Below are 14,986 nucleotides of genomic sequence, written 5' to 3'. Positions count from 1 at the left end.
CACACCTTCCGGACAGCTAAGATTTTCTTGATTTAAAGAGTAATGTAATCCCTAAAATAATCGCCAACGATACAACAATTGTACCACCAGGAGGGATTTCAAAATAATAGCCGCTAATGAGTCCGGCAATAACGGAAATTTCTCCAAAAATAATACTATAAAATATCGCTTGTTTAAAGCTTTTAGCCACTCGAATACTCGAAGCTACAGGTAGCGTCATGAGTGCTGAAACGAGTAATACTCCAACAATTCTAATAGAAGCTGAAATCGTAAGTGCTGTTAACAGAATAAATAATAAGTGAACATATTTTGCATGTATGCCAGCAACCTTGGCATATTCCTCATCAAAGGAAACAGCAAATAATTCCTTGTAAAAAAAGAATACAGCAGCAACTATAAATAATGTAATTCCCAAAATAAAGTATAAATCGTGGCGACTAACTGCCGCAACGGAACCAAATAGATAAGCGTATAAATCGGTATTAAAACCATCTGCTAAGGAAATAAAAATAACACTCAGCCCAACCCCTACGGATAAAATAATCGGAATAGCTATTTCCTGAAAAGATTGATAAATACTGCGTAAATATTCAATAATCATTGCCCCAATAATTGAAAATCCAATTCCTGCGTAATACGGTGATATGGCTAACAATGCAATTTTCTTCTCTAAAAATAGACCAAAGGCAATTCCTGAAAGCGTTACATGCGATAGTCCATCTGCGATTAAGGATAAACGTCGCACGACTATAAAGGTTCCCAGAAGAGGTGCAATGAGCCCAATTAATAAACCCGTATAAAAGGTATTGCGTAAAAATTCAAATTCTAAAAAGGTTTCTAACATTCCTGTTCCTCCTGTTAATGGTCATGAGATATAGCGTGCATGGAGTGACCGTAAAATTTTGAAATTTCCTCATCGGATTTTTGATAAAATTCAGAGGGGTTTCCATGATAATGGATGGTTTTGTTCAGACATAATAAATCTGTTACATAGGAAGTAATTGTGCCAATATCGTGAGAGACTAACAAAAGTGTAATGCCTTCCTGTTTATTTAACCGGGCAAGCATCTTGTAAAAGCGCTCCACATTTTCAGTATCAACCCCAACAGTTGGCTCATCTAATATAAGGAGTTCAGGTTGACTTACGAGGGACCTTGCAATAAATACTCTTTGCTGTTGACCACCAGATAAATCTCCAATATTACGATGGACATAATCACTCATTCCTACATTTTCAATTGCCTGGTAAATTTGTTTTTTATGTAATCGATTAAAAAAACGAAAATACCCGATATTTCCGGTTAGGCCCATTGCCACTACTTCATACACAGTAGCTGGGAATCCCCGATTAAATGTATTAGCTTTTTGAGAAACAAAGCTGATTTTATTCCAGTTTTTAAACTTCTGAATAGGGGTTCCGAATAGTTCTATGTTTCCCTCCTGTAACCGTAAGAGACCCAGGATTAGTTGAATAAGTGTGGTTTTCCCGGATCCATTAGGCCCAACCAGACCTGCAAAAGATCCTTTTTGAATTGAGAAGGTTACACCTTCAAGCACATTTTGTTGTTCGTACTTATAATCTAATTGATTTACTGATAGTACAGGGGCTGTTGAGTCCATTCCTATTCCTCCATTTTTAGCATTCATCCGTTATCATCCACCCTATATTAAAGAATAGTCGGGAGAAAAATAAGTGATGGAAACATTCCTGATTCATTCCTCGTTATGATCTAAGTCTAACTCTATCCTAATCAACGTAACGATATATCATTCATTATAAAACTTTTTTTATTTTAACGAACTCCATCCAATTTGTAAATCATAATGATTACGATTTGTTTAAAAGCATAGGCTGCTGATCAGCTCTCAACTCCTAAATAGAATCCGCTGAGTAATATATTTTTTGACAAATGGATTCTTCTTATGACCTCAGGAGTTACAGTAGCTGGAGATACAGTGAGTATATTTATTATTTGCTGATAAGCCCGTAAGGCAAAATACATAAGGGGAACAATCGTTTAGCAAGATTTAATCCGTGTTGATAGGGGAGAGGGAGTTCATTATGAAGTGTAGAAGGATACAGGATCTAATCCAATAGAGAAGGTCCGGTATTCTTTCTGAGAGTTTCTGACATTGAAAAAAACATAATGTCAGAATATAATCCTGCGTAGGTGCTTATGTTAGAAAGGAATGTATGAGAAATGCTAGCAAGCGGACATCAAGCTATGGGAATTACTTGGGGAGTTGCCTCCATAACAGCAATATCCAGTACGTTACCTTTTTCCCTTCAAAGTGAAAAAGAGTATATCGGATATTTTTTTGCTATCATGATAGGTTCATTGCTCCCAGATATGGATTCGATGAAATCTAAAATGGGGAGATACATGTATTCAATCGCTTCGATATTGGTTATAGGTTTGATTGGCTTCTTTTTAGTAGATTCAGAAAGATTCTGGTCGTGGATAAATGCAGAGGCAATCTTTTTATTAGCGCTTATTATTCCAGTTTTCTTTGTCTTTAGCAGTCATCGTACATGGACACACTCCTTACTATTTGTAGCGATGCTGGGAATCTATTTTCAGCTTCTATCTATTTGGTTTACTATACCCCTTTATTTACAGATGGGGTGTGGAATAGGAGTTTTATCACATATTTTTGGTGATTTTATCACTAAACGTGGTGTACCCCTTTTTTATCCGCTTCATCGTAAATATTATCGCTTTTTATTTACTTTCCACACGGGATCCCAAGCTGAGAGGGGCATCGTTTTTTCATTAGTTTTGGCTAATATTTGGTTATTGTTTACTCAAGTGTAGATGGAATGAAAACTTAGCCCCTTCCTTTAGGAAATAAGCCAGATTTCTGTAGATAAGGAAACGGCAATTTAGAGAAGATAATGGCTTGGAAATCCCGTTATTGGATTGGGGAGTACATAGACTAAGGATGGGTGAACGCGTGTGAATACCTTTTCGCACGTGTTTTTCTAATGGACAAACATATTTCTTGCTTACATCCTTTTCATGTCATAAGATTACTTTATTTGACTTAATAGATTAAGAGGAGATGACAGCATGAAAGGCTTATTTCAAACAAAATGGTCTGTTATAGGCATAGCCGTTTTTTGTTCCATTCTTTGGGGCAGTGCATTTCCTGTTCTCAAAATAAGCTATACGGAAATGCAAATGGCTGCCGATGATATTATTGCCAAAATTGTTTTTGCGGGAATGCGCTTTTTATTAGCAGGTCTTATTGTATTATTATTTTTAGTAGTAATGAATCCTAAAAGTATTTTGGTCTCGCGTAAACAATTTTTGATATTGATTATTCTGGGTATTGTACAGACAGCACTTCAATATTTTTTCTTTTATAATGGATTAGCAAACGTTTCAGGAATGCAAGGAGCGATTCTCAGCTCAAGCGGAACGTTTCTTACCGTACTCCTGGCACATTTTTATTATAAAAGTGATCGTTTAAATTGGAAAAAGGCTATCGGACTGGTTGCAGGATTTTCAGGCATCATTATTGCCAACTGGGGTCAGGAGTTTCAGCTTAGCTTTCAATGGAACGGTGAGGGCTTTATGATTTTATCCGGATTCACAAGTGCCATTGCAACGATTATGGCAAAAGAATTGGCTGTCGGAATACATCCATTTGCTGTAACGGGCTGGCAGTTGTCTTTAGGCTCCATTCTTATGTTATTAATAGGAGTTCCCCAATTATCGGAGGGAGCTATAGTATTTACTTCCTTTGGCTGGGGATTACTTATTTATTCTGCTTTTCTTTCGGCTATAGCCTTTGCGCTATGGTATTCACTCCTTAAGTATAACAACGCAGGTATTATCAGTATGTATAAGTTTATTGTTCCAGTTGCAGGTACTGTTCTGTCTTCAATCTTTATACCAGAGGAGCAGTTGAATATGTATATATTAATGGCTATTGCTATGGTTGCGTTGGGCATTATTGTGGTGAATTACAAAGGAAGGAAAAAGATACAAGTGCAAAAGAGTAAGCCTGTAGAAATAAAGTAAAGGCTTTAAGAATATAAATAAAAGGAAAAACCGCTCAAATTCCTGAGCGGTTATTTACTATCATTAAATTATTCTATTCTGTAGGCAAGTTCCATGGGGATTACCTATACGATTGGGGCTGATCAAGGCTCTTCCGCTTTTCTTATTGTCCAGCTACGGCTCCTAGGTCCAAGCAGACATAAGCAGAATCCACTGTGTGGCGAAAAGCGTGCCACTCCGTGAATTCTGCTTATGCTGTAGGACCTAACCAGTCGCATCCGCTTTTCTATGTCCAGCTCCAGGGCCTAGCCCCTAGTCGATATAAGCAACCCCATTACATGGTAAAACCACCATTCCATGGGATTACTTATACGATTGGGGCTGATCAAGGCCCTTCCGCTTTTCTTATTGCAAATAAGGGAATTGGTTTTTGTCGCCTGCGTATTGTTGATAGGATTGTTGCATTTTCTGCTGATCTGCAACTTCCAGGCTATACCATCCATTTTTAAACATGAGGTCGAACAGGTTGCGCTGACAGTCTTGCGTTTCTTTGAAAATTAGTGAAACATCCTGATATAGACCTTGATTACTGACTTCATTCATGGCGGTGTTATAGGAAGCGGTCATGTATTTTTCGGTGGCAAGCATATCATTGACAAAGTCCCGTTCATTCATTTGGGGGGTTTTTGGTACCTGAGTTTCCTGGTTGGAAATGGTTTGACTTTGCTGCTGGCTTTGAATTTGCAAATTTCTTTGGGCCTGCTGCTTTAGCTGATTCTCATTTGTCATATATACCATCCTTTCTTTTATGCTGTTCTCCAAGTTAAATTACCTGGATTCATTCACTTCATATGAAAGAAGACCCTTTTGTTCGTTAAAAAACATGTAAAACATTCTAAGTGTATAAGTGATAAATTTACTTATTTGCTGATTTTTACTTGTAAAAGAGGAGAACAATAATCCTTCCAACAGCCATCGAGTATATTATTTCAGCCCACCTGGCATATTTCTCAGTGATTCACTTGTGGACTTGGATTTTGATTTAAGTACTGCAATATCTTCTCGTAATGACGTTGATGCATTTCCCCAGCTGCTTCCAGAGCAGTCTTAACTTCTTGATTTTGACATTGCTGGGCAAAAAAATGTGCCTTTTTACTAGCAATTAAATTCCATGACAGCATATCCGATAAATAAACATGATCTTTTGTACTAATCATATTTGGGGGTGCAGGCATGGCATTGGTTTGCTGGTATTGATTATTCTGCTGTTCCTGTGCCATTTAAAATTCCTCCTTCTAAAGCTTTTCTCTTTATAGGATGTCACATTTTTTTGAGAAAAAAACCGTTGCGAAAAATCTGAATATATTTTATAGTGAAATTAAGACTTAGATAGGTAACTATCTATTTTTTTCGTAGCGAAAATGAATGAGTGTTCATTCAAAAGAGATAGGGGGAACTAGCATGGAGCGAACAATCAAGCGCGCAGCAGTATTGGGGTCAGGCGTAATGGGATCTGGAATTGCTGCACACTTGGCTAATTTAGGAATACCAACATTAATGCTCGATATTGTACCTCGTGAGTTAACAGAAGGGGAGAAAAAGAAGGGGTTAACCCTTGAAGACCCTAAAGTCAGAAATCGAATGAGTGAATCGAGTAAAAAGCAACTCTTAAAGCAAAAACCATCACCAATTACCAGCAAAAAAAGTCTTGACCTTATTGAAGTTGGGAATATGCAAGATGACATGGAAAAATTACAAGATGTGGACTGGATTATTGAAGTTGTTGTTGAAAACTTGGATATTAAGAAAAAAGTCTTTGCCCAGGTTGAAAAATATCGAAAAGAGGGTACGGTAGTAAGCTCAAATACTTCTGGTATTTCTATTGAGGCGATGGCTGAAGGACGCTCCGAAGACTTTAAAAAGCACTTTATGGGTACACACTTTTTCAACCCGCCACGTTATTTGAAGCTTTTAGAAGTGATTCCGAATAAAGAAACAGACCCACATGTTCTATCCTTTATGAAGACTTTTGGAGAAGATGTACTAGGAAAAGGAGTCGTAGAAGCTAAGGATACGCCAAACTTTATCGCCAACAGAATTGGTACCTATGGACTTCTTGTTACGGTTAGAGAAATGCAAAAAGGCGGGTTTAGCATTGGAGAAGTGGATTCAGTAACCGGTCCGTTAATTGGCCGTCCAAAGAGTGCAACCTTTCGCACATTAGATGTTGTTGGTCTCGACACATTTGCACATGTTGCTAAAAACGTTTATGACCAGGTGGAAGGTGAAGAAAAGGAAGTTTTTGAAATTCCTGAATTCATTCATTCAATGCTGAACAAAGGCTGGTTAGGAGCAAAATCGGGCCAGGGCTTCTTCCTTAAAAAGAAAGGAAAAGACGGAAGTAAAATTTACGAATTAAATCCTGAAACATTAGAATATGAAGAACGTAAAAAATTAAAAACCTCTGCAACGGAAGCAGCTAAGCAGGAGAAAGGATCGAAACGTAAATTGAAAGCGCTTGTGTCTGCTAAGGGAGACCGTGCAGGAGACTTAATCTGGTCCATTACAAAACCAGCCCTCATCTATTCGGCTGAGCTTTTAGGAGAAATAGCAGATGATTTAACAGCTATTGATGACGCTATGAAATGGGGATTCGGCTGGGAACTTGGTCCATTTGAAATGTGGGACGGAATCGGTGTGAAAAAATCTGTTGAGCGAATGAAAGAAGAAGGCGCTCAAGTTCCACAATGGATAGAAGAAATGTTGGAGAATGGTTACGAATCCTTCTATAAAAAGGAAAATGGTAAGATTTATTATTACGATCAGGGTGAATATAAAGAAAAACAAGTGAATAAAAAGGAAGTCAATCTCAAATTACACAAAGAAAAAGCAGGTGTGATTAAGAAAAATAGAGGTGCAAGTTTAATTGACCTTGGGGATGACGTTGCTTTGTTGGAATTTCATTCTCAAAGTAATTCCATCGGATTAGACATTATCCAAATGATTAATAAGTCTCTTGAAGAAGTGGAAAACAACTACCGTGGTCTAGTGATAGGAAACCAGGGGAAGAACTTCTGTGTTGGTGCAAACTTAGGCATGATGCTCATGGAAGCACAGGATTTCAATTTTATGGAATTGGGCATGATCGTAAAGCAATTCCAAAATGCGATGCTAAATATTAAATATAGTGAAAAGCCTGTAGTGGCAGCACCATTTGGTATGACACTTGGTGGAGGAACAGAAGTATGCCTGCCAGCAAGCTCTGTTCAAGCGTCTCCTGAATCTTATATGGGGCTTGTTGAAGTTGGTGTTGGCCTTATCCCAGGTGGAGGCGGTAATAAAGAATACTATATTCAACAATTGAAAGGACTTCCTCAAGGTGTAGATCTGGACTTGCAAAAAATTGCAAATGATGTGTTTGAGAAAATTGCAATGGCAAAGGTTTCTACATCTGCAGAGGAAGCTAGAGAAAATGGAATCCTTAGCCAAAATGACTCGATTAGCAGAAATCCCGACCATCTTATTTATGATGCGAAACAGAAAGTCTTAGCTTTAGATAAAGAAGGATATAAGGCACCTGAACGCAATAAAGTTCCAATTGTAGGAGAAGCCGGTTATGCGACAATGCTCCTTGGAGCTAAGCAACTCCAAATTGGCGGATATGCATCTGAGCATGATTTGAAGATTGCAGAAAAATTGGCATTTGTATTAGCGGGTGGACGATTGAAAGAAGGAACACTGGTAGATGAAGAATATTTACTAGATTTAGAGCGTGAAGCTTTCTTAAGTTTAATAGGAGAACCAAAAACCCAAGAAAGAATGCAGCATATGCTCATGAAAGGAAAACCGCTTCGTAATTAGTCAATAAAAATACTCCAATAAGAAGAGGGGGAAAAAGTGTGAAAGAAGCTGTTATTGTATCAGGTGCCCGTACACCTGTCGGAAGAGCGAAAAAAGGGTCACTAGCCAATACACGCCCCGATGATTTGGCAGCACTGACTGTGAAAGAAACACTGAAGCGTGCGAATCATTATGAGGGTAATATAGATGACATTGTCATTGGATGCGCTATGCCAGAGGCTGAACAAGGAATGAACATGGCTCGAAATATTGGTGGTCTTGCTGGTTTATCCATTGATACACCAGGCATCACCATTAACCGTTATTGCTCATCAGGACTCCAAAGCATCGCTTATGCTGCTGAACGTATTATGTTAGGACATAGTGATACGATTATTGCCGGTGGGGCTGAATCTATGAGTCTAATCCCAATGGGCGGACATGTGATTAAACCTAACTTGGATTTGGTAGAAAATGCTCCTGGCTATTATATGTCAATGGGCCACACAGCGGAAGAAGTGGCAAAGCGCTTTGAAATATCCCGTGAAGATCAGGACGCCTTTGCTGTAAGAAGTCATGAGAGAGCTGCAAAAGCTTTGGAAGAAGGTAAGTTTGATGAAGAAACGGTTCCTGTTGATGTCACCGTTCGTGAACTGGGAGAGGATAACAAAGTTCAAGAGAAATCTTTTACGTTAAATCAGGATGAAGGTGTGCGTTCAGGAACTACGACGGATGTGTTAGCAAAGCTTAAACCAGCCTTTTCCGTTAACGGTACTGTTACAGCAGGTAACTCCTCACAAATGAGTGATGGAGCAGCAAGTGTGTTGGTTATGGACCGTGAAAAAGCAAATTCTGAGGGACTGGAACCGCTCGCTAAGTTTCATTCCTTTGCAGTGGCAGGAGTAGAACCTGAAATCATGGGAGTAGGTCCAATAAAAGCTGTACCGAAAGCGCTGGATATTGCAGGTTTAAATCTTTCTGATATCGGACTATTTGAATTAAATGAAGCATTTGCGTCCCAATCCTTACGTGTGATTCGAGAACTGGGATTGGATGAAGATAAAGTGAACGTAAATGGTGGGGCTATTGCACTAGGGCACCCATTGGGATGCACAGGAACAAAACTAACATTATCGTTAATCCATGAAATGAAGCGCAGAAATGAACAGTTTGGTGTTGTTACGATGTGTATCGGCGGCGGTATGGGAGCTGCTGGTGTATTTGAACTATTATAATGGGGAGGAAGTAAGACATGAGTGAAACAAAAGAAAAGTTATTTAAAGGTGGAGGCTTTTTAGTAGAAGATTTAGAGGGTGAAGATATTATTACCCCTGAGGACTTTTCAGAAGAGCATTTAATGATTGCCAAAACAACAGAAGACTTTGTAGAAGGTGAAGTAGTACCGAAAATTGATAATTTGGAAAATCACGAATTTGATGTATCTGTAAATCTACTAAAGCAAGCAGGTGAGCTTGGTTTACTAGGTGCAGATGTACCAGAGGAATATGGTGGTCTTGGGCTTGATAAGATTAGTTCTTCACTCATTACTGAAAAGATGTCCCGTGCTGGTGGTTTCTCTATTTCCCATGGGGGACATGTAGGAATTGGCTCACTTCCTATCGTATTTTTTGGTAACGAGGAGCAAAAGAAAAAGTATCTTCCTGCCTTGGCTACAGGTGAAAAGCTGGCTGCATATGCATTAACAGAGCCAGGATCTGGTTCTGATGCTCTTGGTGCAAAAACAACCGCAAAGTTAAATGAAGCTGGTACTCATTATATTTTAAATGGTGAAAAGCAATGGATTACGAATTCCGCATTTGCAGATGTTTTTGTGGTATATGCAAAAATTGATGGTGATAAGTTTACGGCATTTATCGTTGAAAGAGAGTTTCCTGGAGTATCTACTGGACCAGAAGAGAAGAAAATGGGAATTAAATCTTCCTCGACCCGTACACTGATTTTAGAGGATGTTGAAGTTCCAGTAGAAAACGTGCTTGGTGAAGTAGGAAGAGGACATGTTATTGCCTTTAATATCTTAAATGTTGGACGTTATAAGCTGGCTATTGGCGGTGTAGGTGGAGCTAAGCGAGCATTTGAAGTAGCTGTTAAGTATGCAAATGAACGTAAGCAATTTAAGACACCTATTTCAGGCTTTTCATTAACAAAAGAAAAATTCGGTACAATGGCATCAGAAATATATGCCAACGAAAGTTCCGTGTATCGTACGGTTGGATTATTCGAACAGCGTTTAGGAAATTTAAGCCAGGAAGAATTAAATGATGGTGGAAAGGTAGCTCAAGGAATTGCGGAATATGCTATCGAATGTTCCATGAACAAATATAGTGCTTCAGAAATGCTTGACTATGTAGTGGATGAAGCTGTACAAATTCATGGTGGGTATGGCTTTATGCAGGAATATGAAGTGGAGCGCGCATACCGCGATTCCCGTATTAACCGTATTTTTGAAGGTACCAATGAAATCAACCGTCTAATTGTTCCAGGGACATTGCTTAAGAAAGCGATGAAAGGTGAACTCCCACTATTACAAAAGGCTACTGCTCTTCAAGAAGAAATCATGACAATGATGCCAGAACAAGTAGGAGATGAAACCCTTGAACAAGAGAAATATCTACTAACGAATGCCAAGAAGATTGGTTTGCTTGCAGCAGGAGTTGCGGCACAGAAGTATGGTGAAAAACTTGAAAACGAACAAGAAATTCTTGCTAATATCGCGAATATGGCATCAGAAATCTACAACATGGAGTCAGCGATCCTACGTACGGAAAAAGCCATCAATAAAACAGGTGAAGAACAAAACAAACTAAAGCTTCTCTACACTCAAGTGTTTGTACAGGAAGCCTTTAATCGTATTGAAAGTCATGCAAAAGAAACACTAGTAGCAAGTGAAACCGGTGACCAATTACGTATGATGCTTTCCGCTTTAAGAAAGCTCACACGTCATGATCCTACAAATGTGATTGCGAAAAAACGTGAAATCGCTGAATTTTCTATTAAGGAAGAAAAATACACGGTTTAACTTCAATTAAATGATAGTAAGCCCTTGTTATAAGTAGCGAGGGCTTACTTTTTGTTCATGAAAAGTGATAATCACAATAAGAATATGTTAAACTATTGATAATTAAGGAGAAGGGAGTTATCGTATGTCATTAAAAGTGTATCAGTATCCCAAATGTGGTACCTGTAAAAAGGCTTTAAAATGGCTGGATGAACATGATATAAATTATGAGTCCATACATATTGTTGAAAATCCACCTTCTAAAGATGAACTTGCTTCACTTATTGAAAAAAGTGGTCTGCCCGCTAAGAAGTTCTTTAATACAAGTGGAAAAAAGTATCGTGAATCCGGTATGAAAGATAAAATAAAAGATGCAACAGAGGAAGAAATGATTGATTGGCTGGCCTCAGATGGAATGTTAATCAAAAGGCCGGTAGTAACAGATGGAGAGCAGGTTACTATAGGCTTTAAAGAAGATTTATTCGAACAAACATGGAATGCATAAAATAGAAAAAACGGAGGGATTGAAATGAGTTTACCAGCGGATTTATATTATTCAGAAGAGCATGAATGGGTAAAAGTTGAGGGGGATAAAGTCCGAATCGGAATCACCGAATTTGCCCAGTCTGAATTAGGTGATGTAGTCTTTGTCGAACTCCCTGAAGTTGGCGATGAAGTTGAAGCAGATGAGCCATTTGGAAGTGTTGAATCGGTGAAAACTGTTTCCGAGCTTTATGCTCCTGTGAGTGGAAAAGTAGTAGAAATCAATGAGGACTTGGATGATAGTCCGGAATTTGTGAATGAATCTCCTTATGACAAGGCTTGGATGATTGTAATAGAACCCGATGGAAAACCAGATCTTAATCATTTAATGTCTGCTGATGCGTATGAAAAAATGGTAAATGAAGAAGAATAAATTTATATTCAAATCGGAAAAGACAGGCAGTGCTTAAACACTGCCTTTTTTAAATTAGGCGGTTTTTACATGGTTTGTTGCCGCAGAGGAAATAAACCGCCCGCGGAAAAGCGATTTTATTGGAGAGGAAATCAACACCTGTCTTTAACAGAGCCTAATTAAAAAGACTCTTTATACATTTAAAAAAGGGAGATTCCAGTAGAAAAGCATGAAACAGCTTTAACTATAAACTTATTGTCTCTCTTTAATGTCCATTAATGTGGTGATTGTAATGAATGAATTTGATAAAATTATAATAGTAGAGGGCCGCTCCGATTATAAGAAGGTAAAGCGAATTCTTAACGAGCCCCTTCAGATTCTCTATACAAATGGAACGATAGGTATGGATAAATTAGAAGAACTTGTAGATAGCCATATGCTTGATGAAAAAGATGTCTATATTTTGGTAGACGAAGATGATTCGGGAAAAAGATTACGTAGACAATTGACACAAGAATTGCCCCATGCTATTCATCTATATGTGGATCGTTCCTTTCGTGAAGTTGAAGCTACGCCAGATAATGAGCTTGCTTCCATTTTAGCCTCTGCTAACCTGAAAACTCATTCTAACTTTTTAAAGGGGTATCATCATCATGAAGGAAATTAATCCAAAAGACTTATCTATTATTCTGGAAAGTCATTATAAACAATATGTTTTTATATACACACCCTTTTGTGGGACTTGTAAAGTAGCTGGAAAAATGTTAGAGACTTTGGAAAGTATGGAAAACCTGCCAAACTTTCAAACTATGAATGCATCATTGTTTCCTGATTTCATGCAGAATTATCAAATCGAAAGTGTTCCTTGTTTAATCATTATTCAGGATGGAGAAATTTTAGATAAAACCTATGCTTTCCATTCTGTACCATTTATGTATCAAAAGTTATTATCGATCACTAATTCTATCTGACAAAATCCGCTATATTTCCTGGGAAATATAGCAAGGGAAAACTCCAGATAGATAGCTAAAAAAATATATTGACGTTTCTGGGCACTTTGTGCTAGTATAGCAGTTGTTTCAATAATATATGTATCTCATCTTATCAAGAGAGGCGGAGGGACTGGCCTGATGAAGCCCGGCAACCCTTCAGATGTTAAAAAATCTGAAACGGTGCCAATTCCTTCAAAGTTAGGAAGCTGACTTTGAAAGATAAGAAGAGAGATAATCAGTTTGTGTTTATCCCTCTTCTTATGGAAGAGGGTTTTTATTTGGTTGTAAAGCCACATAGGAATAGAAATATATAAATAAATAATCTCTTATCAAGAGAGGCGGAGGGACTGGCCTGATGAAGCCCGGCAACCATCAAACAATTGTTTGACAAGGTGCCAAATCCTGCAAGGCTTATGGCTTTGGCAGATGAGAGAACGGAAAGTATATCAAGCTCTTCTGTTCTCTTCCAGAACAGAAGAATTTTTGTTTTTTAGATGAAATGTCATGATGAAAAGTTGAAGAGGGTGAATAGAACATTGATTTCGATTAAAAACCTTTCAAAGATATATAAAAGTAAAGATAAGATGGATGTAACTGCTGTTGATAACCTTAATCTCTCCATTAATAAAGGAGAAATTTTCGGTGTAATTGGATATAGTGGAGCAGGTAAAAGTACTTTTATTCGTCTGTTGAACCGACTTGAAGAGCCAACAGGCGGGGAAATTGTCATGGACAATAAAGACATGACTTCTTTAAATAATCAGTCATTAAGAAACGAAAGGCAAAAAATCGGTATGATTTTTCAGCATTTCAATTTATTATGGTCAAGAACTGTTTTTGACAATATCGCTTTTCCGCTTGAAATTGCAGGTGTGGCAAAGGATGAACGGAAAGATAAGGTTAATGAACTCATACAGCTTGTAGGGCTTACAGGAAGAGAAAATTACTATCCATCACAATTAAGTGGAGGTCAAAAACAAAGAGTAGGGATTGCAAGGGCACTTGCTAATGATCCTAAAGTGCTCTTATGTGACGAAGCAACATCTGCACTGGATCCACAAACCACTGACGATATCTTAGACTTGCTTGTTAATATCAATCGCAAACTGGGACTTACTATTATAGTGATTACTCACGAGATGCATGTCATCAAGAAAATCTGTCAACGTGTTGCAGTAATGGATAATGGTAAGGTTATTGAACAAGGGGAAGTACTTGATGTATTTATGCATCCAAAAGAAAAAACAACACGGCGTTTTGTTCAGCAAGTGATGGGTGATCAAGAGGAACAAAGCCCTATTCATTATTTTGTGAAAAACTATCAATCTGGTAAGGTGCTTCGCCTGCACTTTGTTGGAGAAACGGCTAATCAAGCCTTAATTAGCAAATTAGTAAAAACATTTAATGTTGAAATTAATATTTTGCAAGGTAACATTACACAAACCAAAGATGGAGCCTATGGCACCCTATATGTTCATATGGATGGAAATAAGGAAGAAATTCAGAATGCTATTCATTATATTCACCAAACCTCAGTGGAACTGGAGGTAGAAGATCATGCTTAGAGAGTTATTTCCGAATGTTGTTATTGAAGATTTAAAAGTAGCAGCAAATGAAACCTTTTATATGACTGGAATATCAGTGCTGGGAACATTAATTATTGGAATTTTACTTGGTTTAATGTTGTTTTTAACGGATCGCCAGGGCAAAACCTACAAAATATTGAATTTTATTACAGCAACCATTGTAAATGTCTTTCGTGCGATACCGTTTATTATATTAATTCTCCTCTTATTCCCATTTACTGATTGGTTAATGGGAACCATTAGAGGACCTAAAGCTGCTTTACCTGCCCTAATTATTGGGGCTGCACCATTCTATGCAAGGCTTGTAGAAATTGCTTTAAAGGAGGTGGACAAAGGGGTTGTTGAAGCAGCGAGAGCGATGGGCGCAAAAACCAGACACATTATATTTAAAGTGTTATTACCAGAATCTATGCCAGCTTTAATTTCAGGAATCACCGTAACAGCTATCAATTTAATAAGCTATACAGCAATGGCTGGTGCGATCGGAGCAGGCGGTTTAGGGGATTTGGCTTACCGAAAAGGTTTCCAGGCCTGGGACTTTGACGTTGTGTTTGCTTGCACCATACTCATTGTGATTATTGTGTTTATATTCCAATTTATAGGTGATTTTCTATCCAAAAAAATTGATAAGAGATAAAGGAGAGAGAAAA

At 38.0% G+C, this 14,986-nt stretch carries 15 protein-coding genes and 2 riboswitches; of the genes, 11 read left to right on the top strand and 4 right to left on the bottom strand.

Annotation, left to right across the window (positions count from 1 at the left end):
• Window positions 1-16: 16 nt before the first annotated feature.
• Window positions 17-844 (bottom strand): metal ABC transporter permease, encoded by an 828-nt coding sequence (locus tag BMX63_RS00520; RefSeq protein ID WP_093130891.1) that lies wholly within the window; start codon window positions 842-844, stop codon window positions 17-19.
• A 14-nt stretch (window positions 845-858) separates the two neighbouring features.
• The gene (locus BMX63_RS00515; protein ID WP_093131615.1) at window positions 859-1,620 is read right to left on the bottom strand and encodes a metal ABC transporter ATP-binding protein; all 762 of its coding nucleotides are present in this window, start codon (window positions 1,618-1,620) and stop codon (window positions 859-861) included.
• 581 nt (window positions 1,621-2,201) lie between these two features.
• Between BMX63_RS00515 and BMX63_RS00510 the strand changes: the two genes are divergently transcribed.
• Complete coding sequence (locus BMX63_RS00510) at window positions 2,202-2,816, top strand: metal-dependent hydrolase (protein ID WP_093130889.1); 615 nt, start codon at window positions 2,202-2,204, stop codon at window positions 2,814-2,816.
• Window positions 2,817-3,161: 345 nt separating this feature from the next.
• On the top strand, window positions 3,162-4,028 hold the full coding sequence (locus BMX63_RS00505; protein WP_425441441.1) for a DMT family transporter: 867 nt from the start codon (window positions 3,162-3,164) through the stop codon (window positions 4,026-4,028).
• 384 nt (window positions 4,029-4,412) lie between these two features.
• On the opposite strand, the gene BMX63_RS00500 is transcribed toward BMX63_RS00505, so the two are convergent.
• On the bottom strand, window positions 4,413-4,682 hold the full coding sequence (locus BMX63_RS00500) for a spore coat protein (RefSeq protein WP_245732681.1): 270 nt from the start codon (window positions 4,680-4,682) through the stop codon (window positions 4,413-4,415).
• A 335-nt stretch (window positions 4,683-5,017) separates the two neighbouring features.
• Window positions 5,018-5,287 (bottom strand): hypothetical protein, encoded by a 270-nt coding sequence (locus BMX63_RS00495; RefSeq protein ID WP_093130883.1) that lies wholly within the window; start codon window positions 5,285-5,287, stop codon window positions 5,018-5,020.
• A gap of 181 nt (window positions 5,288-5,468) precedes the next feature.
• Between BMX63_RS00495 and BMX63_RS00490 the strand changes: the two genes are divergently transcribed.
• From BMX63_RS00490 to BMX63_RS00450, 9 genes are all read left to right on the top strand, one after another.
• Entirely contained in the window at window positions 5,469-7,868 is a 2,400-nt protein-coding gene (locus BMX63_RS00490; RefSeq protein ID WP_093130881.1) for a 3-hydroxyacyl-CoA dehydrogenase/enoyl-CoA hydratase family protein, read from the top strand.
• A gap of 38 nt (window positions 7,869-7,906) precedes the next feature.
• Window positions 7,907-9,082, top strand: a complete 1,176-nt coding sequence (locus BMX63_RS00485; protein ID WP_093130879.1) for an acetyl-CoA C-acetyltransferase — start codon at window positions 7,907-7,909, stop codon at window positions 9,080-9,082.
• 17 nt (window positions 9,083-9,099) lie between these two features.
• A complete protein-coding gene (locus BMX63_RS00480; RefSeq protein ID WP_093130877.1) occupies window positions 9,100-10,884 on the top strand; it encodes an acyl-CoA dehydrogenase family protein in 1,785 nt (594 codons plus the stop codon).
• A 124-nt stretch (window positions 10,885-11,008) separates the two neighbouring features.
• Window positions 11,009-11,368 carry an arsenate reductase family protein gene (locus BMX63_RS00475; RefSeq protein WP_093130875.1) on the top strand — a complete coding sequence of 120 codons (360 nt, stop codon included), beginning with the start codon at window positions 11,009-11,011 and terminating at the stop codon, window positions 11,366-11,368.
• A gap of 24 nt (window positions 11,369-11,392) precedes the next feature.
• Window positions 11,393-11,779: a glycine cleavage system protein GcvH gene (gene gcvH, locus BMX63_RS00470; protein WP_093130873.1), complete on the top strand. Its 387-nt coding sequence runs from the start codon at window positions 11,393-11,395 to the stop codon at window positions 11,777-11,779.
• 247 nt (window positions 11,780-12,026) lie between these two features.
• On the top strand, window positions 12,027-12,425 hold the full coding sequence (locus tag BMX63_RS00465; protein WP_093130871.1) for a toprim domain-containing protein: 399 nt from the start codon (window positions 12,027-12,029) through the stop codon (window positions 12,423-12,425).
• A complete protein-coding gene (locus BMX63_RS00460; protein ID WP_093130869.1) occupies window positions 12,412-12,729 on the top strand; it encodes a thioredoxin family protein in 318 nt (105 codons plus the stop codon). Before BMX63_RS00465 ends, BMX63_RS00460 begins: the two co-directional genes overlap by 14 nt.
• A gap of 127 nt (window positions 12,730-12,856) precedes the next feature.
• A riboswitch (SAM riboswitch) is annotated at window positions 12,857-12,976 on the top strand.
• A 97-nt stretch (window positions 12,977-13,073) separates the two neighbouring features.
• Window positions 13,074-13,183, top strand: a riboswitch (SAM riboswitch).
• Window positions 13,184-13,286: 103 nt separating this feature from the next.
• A complete protein-coding gene (locus BMX63_RS00455; protein ID WP_093130867.1) occupies window positions 13,287-14,315 on the top strand; it encodes a methionine ABC transporter ATP-binding protein in 1,029 nt (342 codons plus the stop codon).
• A complete protein-coding gene (locus BMX63_RS00450) occupies window positions 14,308-14,973 on the top strand; it encodes a methionine ABC transporter permease (protein ID WP_093130865.1) in 666 nt (221 codons plus the stop codon). The genes BMX63_RS00455 and BMX63_RS00450 overlap by 8 nt, the downstream gene beginning before the upstream one ends.
• The last annotated feature ends 13 nt before the right edge of the window (window positions 14,974-14,986 follow it).

Origin of the sequence: Salinibacillus kushneri (genome assembly GCF_900111405.1) — a bacterium.
In the GTDB taxonomy this organism is placed as follows: domain Bacteria; phylum Bacillota; class Bacilli; order Bacillales; family Alkalibacillaceae; genus Salinibacillus; species Salinibacillus kushneri.
Note: the sequence above shows the minus strand (reverse complement) of the source record. Positions and strands in the feature narration are given on the sequence as shown.

Bases quoted from the DNA above. Each gene is read 5' to 3' on its own strand.
- BMX63_RS00500 (WP_245732681.1), bottom strand. From the start codon at position 4,682: ATGAATGAACGGGACTTTGTCAATGATATGCTTGCCACCGAAAAATAC.
- BMX63_RS00465 (WP_093130871.1), top strand. From the start codon at position 12,027: ATGTCCATTAATGTGGTGATTGTAATGAATGAATTTGATAAAATTATA.
- BMX63_RS00490 (WP_093130881.1), top strand. From the start codon at position 5,469: ATGGAGCGAACAATCAAGCGCGCAGCAGTATTGGGGTCAGGCGTAATG.
- BMX63_RS00515 (WP_093131615.1), bottom strand. From the start codon at position 1,620: ATGGACTCAACAGCCCCTGTACTATCAGTAAATCAATTAGATTATAAG.
- BMX63_RS00510 (WP_093130889.1), top strand. From the start codon at position 2,202: ATGCTAGCAAGCGGACATCAAGCTATGGGAATTACTTGGGGAGTTGCC.
- BMX63_RS00480 (WP_093130877.1), top strand. From the start codon at position 9,100: ATGAGTGAAACAAAAGAAAAGTTATTTAAAGGTGGAGGCTTTTTAGTA.
- BMX63_RS00520 (WP_093130891.1), bottom strand. From the start codon at position 844: ATGTTAGAAACCTTTTTAGAATTTGAATTTTTACGCAATACCTTTTAT.
- BMX63_RS00475 (WP_093130875.1), top strand. From the start codon at position 11,009: ATGTCATTAAAAGTGTATCAGTATCCCAAATGTGGTACCTGTAAAAAG.
- gcvH (WP_093130873.1), top strand. From the start codon at position 11,393: ATGAGTTTACCAGCGGATTTATATTATTCAGAAGAGCATGAATGGGTA.
- BMX63_RS00495 (WP_093130883.1), bottom strand. From the start codon at position 5,287: ATGGCACAGGAACAGCAGAATAATCAATACCAGCAAACCAATGCCATG.
- BMX63_RS00450 (WP_093130865.1), top strand. From the start codon at position 14,308: ATGCTTAGAGAGTTATTTCCGAATGTTGTTATTGAAGATTTAAAAGTA.
- BMX63_RS00460 (WP_093130869.1), top strand. From the start codon at position 12,412: ATGAAGGAAATTAATCCAAAAGACTTATCTATTATTCTGGAAAGTCAT.